The sequence below is a fragment of the Desulfobacterium sp. N47 genome (assembly GCF_051233685.1).
Taxonomy (GTDB): domain Bacteria; phylum Desulfobacterota; class Desulfobacteria; order Desulfobacterales; family RPRI01; genus RPRI01.
Genome location: NZ_JBAMMY010000215.1, coordinates 1 through 3,555 on the forward strand (window position 1 = coordinate 1; position 3,555 = coordinate 3,555).

Here is a 3,555-nt window from a genome sequence, read left to right on the forward strand (position 1 = left end):
ATATGTATCATAATATTCCTCTTAACCATTTGATTCTGTTAATTATATATATAAATTAAAGAAATAAAAGTCAAGAGAAAACTTTATAAATAATAAAATAATTCAATGTGTTATAAAATGTTACTTTTTACGAGACCATCAGTATTGACCTTAGCATTATTTTTTCTGATACTAAGCCAGGCATCCTCTGATTGAACCGATGCATCGGGATGAAGGTGAAAATTGAGTTCAAAGTTATGATTTCCTTTACCGGAAAACAGATCCCTTATCACAAAGCAGGAAGCATCAAGCAGAATAACAGTTCGTTTATGATAAACCGGATGTTTGAGCCGTGCGTAACCGTCATGGCCGGCCTCAAGGATAATCGATCCATTTTTTTCAATTATGCTCAACAACTCAGCCTTATAGGGATGGCTCCAGATGAAACCGGTTTCCTGAACAGCCTGATCCGCACCATCAATATTAACTGTGTTGTGTGCCCGTGTTCCTTTGAAATAGCGTCTCCATTCAGGCTCACCATTATACCGGTATGTACCGGAATCAACGAGCACTTGTTCGCCAGCCACGGAAAGGCTTATAGAAAGGGCATCCGCATGTCCATGGTTATACAAAGGGGCCATACCCAGAGAACCATGATCAAAAGTAAACAGAAGTCTTTTCGCACTTTGGATAACAGTATAACCGCTTTCCGGAAAAGTTACACATGGCCGCGTCTCCATAAAATCATCATCACCCCTCTTCGGATAAACACAAGGGGCAAGCGCATATCCGTCATCGCTGTCGCCGATGGATGGGACATTTCCGGATGCATCCATAAATGTCTTCAAAAAGTTTTCTCCCTTTGTAAGACGCGGCTTCCATAAAGTACAATCGTAAAGACCGTTTTTTTCAAGAAAGCCAGCTGCAAGCCGGTAAAGATCCAGAACAAACCGGTGATAATTGAAGGACTGCTCGTTAGGTCCTCCATCCTCCATCACCTGGTGAGACAATTCCTGTTGTAAAAGAGAGATGCCTTTTTCAAGCCATTTTTTGCCTTCTGCGGTTTTTCGATATACCGCCCCAGCAAATATCAACCCTATGCTTTCACATATTGTGTGGTTGCCAAGGGAAGCATAAAGAGACAGACGCCCGGCCACCCACCACCCGTGCTTGTAGACAGCGTCCAGAAGCATGTCACGATCCTCATCGCTCCAATGGTTCCGGGTGATCAGGGCATAAACAAATACAGGCAGCCTCAGTCCGCATTCCATAGGTGAGATGTAATGGGGGCCCAGCAAAAAGGGATTTTTTTCAAGCCAATCTAGGATTCCGTCCCTGATCGCCTTTTCAATTCGTGAAACATCCTTTGGTTGAGATATCTGCCCGGCTATGATCAACTTAGCCAGGTGCTGCAGCCGGGCCGGCTCCCATATTGCTCTTATATCAGCAAGAGCGCCGTTATATTTGATGTCCCCGGAAAAAATATTTCTCCATCGGGTTTCAAATTGTCCGATCGAATCCTCACCGGTATTTAACGTGTATATCTTCCCTTTTAATAATTCTTCCGGTTCAATCGAATCCACGCCTACCTGGATATCGGGCATCAAGAGACCGGCCCAATCATCACGCGGAATACAGGGAACAGGAAGAGTCAAGCCTTCACTAAAAGCTCTTCTTCTGAGCTGTTTATTTTCAATACGGTGTTTTGCACGATAAAAAACTTCCGCCATGGAAGCTCTTTTCAGCCGCATTATATACTCTTTTAAAGAAGGCATTAAATATGTGGTCTTGCTTCAGATGGCGAACTGTATTAAAAAAATTTGCCCGGGCCTGTGAAATTCGAGAATGTTAAAGCTTGCCGCGGCAATAAGGATAAATGTGTTAAACAATTTTTAAAGGTCTTGCCGGGTTACTATCCCTACGCGATTTGAGTTGAGGATATCGGAATATATAGTCTTGATATATGCGGCAACAAATGCTGCGCTAAAATGCTCACTTACATATTGCCGGTTATACCGGCTCATTTTATCGCAGAGGACAGGATCATCAATCAGTTTCTTCACCAGATCGGCCAGCAGCTCTGGAGACTTGCTTTCAGTCAGATATCCCATAATGCCGTTTTCAAAAAAATCCGCCAGAGCGCCCACGGGCCTTGTTATAACAGGCAACCCGAAAGCCATGGCCTCTATCACAGAAATAGGCATGCCTTCTTCATAGGATGGAAACAAATAACAGTCCGCGTTTCGAAAGACCTTTGCCTTGTCTTCACCAGTTACATAACCGACGAATTGAACATCTGCTATCTTTTGATCGGTTACAAGTTTTTTTGCCTCTTCCAATCCTTTGCCATCTCCGGCCACTGTCATTTTCACATTAGGATTTTTTGATTTCAGAATAGCATAGCTTTCCAAAGCTTCAATAATTCCTTTTTCTTTTACTATGCGGGAAAGAAAAAGGATATTAAAAGACCCATTTGAACGATAATTTGATAACTCATTGCATTCAAAAAAGGAAAGTAATGAGTTATCGATTGCTGTTCTTCCAAGATAAACCGGGCCAGCATAACCCATAGATTGCAGCCGCTTCCTAAAGTCGTTAGCTAATACCACGAAGGCATCGGTATGGAAATAGGCCCAACGAAACAGCCATAGCCACCTTTGCCGTAGCCTTTGTTCCAGATCCATATCCCAGCCATGTATGAAAACAACTACTTTTTTTCGAAAACACTTTGCCAAAAGAACAAATCCGGCATCTCTTATCAGCGACCGAACTCTGAAAGAAGGATTAATGTGGACAACATCATATTGTTTTCCTGCCATTATGATGAAATATTTCACATAATCCATCAGCATACGCAGTAGCGTATTGGTTTTAGAGTTTGATTTATCTCGTGGCCCCGATATAAAAATATCAGTATCACATTTTAGATTATTTTTAAGCGTAGTGCAAAAAGCTGCCACACCGCCTATAAGCCTCATATCCGGGGTATTTAACAGTATTTTCATTTATAACAGCTTATTTTTTAAAATTTTAAAAAAATCCCATAAACCACATACCTGGATTGCAGCTTTATAGATATCAGCTTTATCTGAAACCCCAAAACATGGAAGAAGAAATGGTGAAGTTTTCGGAGTTACCCAACCCGGAGTTATTGTCCTGCATGAATGATAGCCTGATCGACGTACCCAGACCATGGTATTTTCATTGCCGTTTCCGTTAGGCAAGGCAAAATGGACAACCGGCTTGCCGGTCAATTCTTCTAAACGTTTTCGCGAGTCAAGACACTCGCTAAAACCGACATCCGATTCGCAACGATCCAAAAGAGGGTGGAAAAAAGTGTGAGATCCAACTGAACCATAAGAAGCTGTAAAATCATTAAGTTGCTGAATAGATAATGCAGCAGGTGTCGGGTATTCTTTTTCGTCAGAATGTTTGTATCTTGAGAGTCCAAAGTTTAAAGCCATCAAGCTGCCAGCGGTATCCGGTCCGGTGGCAGCTTTTTGCTCTTTGACATAATTATTGGATATATCGCACAGTTGTTGAAAAAACGAAAATTAAAGTAGTACTCTTCTTGGA

General features: G+C 42.0%; 3 protein-coding genes. All 3 read right to left on the reverse strand.

Annotation, left to right across the window (positions count from 1 at the left end; translation table 11 throughout):
• Window positions 1–110: 110 nt before the first annotated feature.
• Entirely contained in the window at window positions 111–1,730 is a 1,620-nt protein-coding gene (locus tag VXK47_RS14070) for an alginate lyase family protein (protein WP_435549420.1), read from the reverse strand.
• Between the two features lie 141 nt (window positions 1,731–1,871).
• Window positions 1,872–2,984 (reverse strand): glycosyltransferase family 4 protein, encoded by a 1,113-nt coding sequence (locus tag VXK47_RS14075; protein ID WP_435549421.1) that lies wholly within the window; start codon window positions 2,982–2,984, stop codon window positions 1,872–1,874.
• Window positions 2,985–3,443, reverse strand: coding sequence for a polysaccharide deacetylase family protein (locus tag VXK47_RS14080; RefSeq protein WP_435549422.1), 459 nt, complete (start codon window positions 3,441–3,443; stop codon window positions 2,985–2,987). It abuts the gene before it with no gap.
• Window positions 3,444–3,555 lie beyond the last annotated feature (112 nt).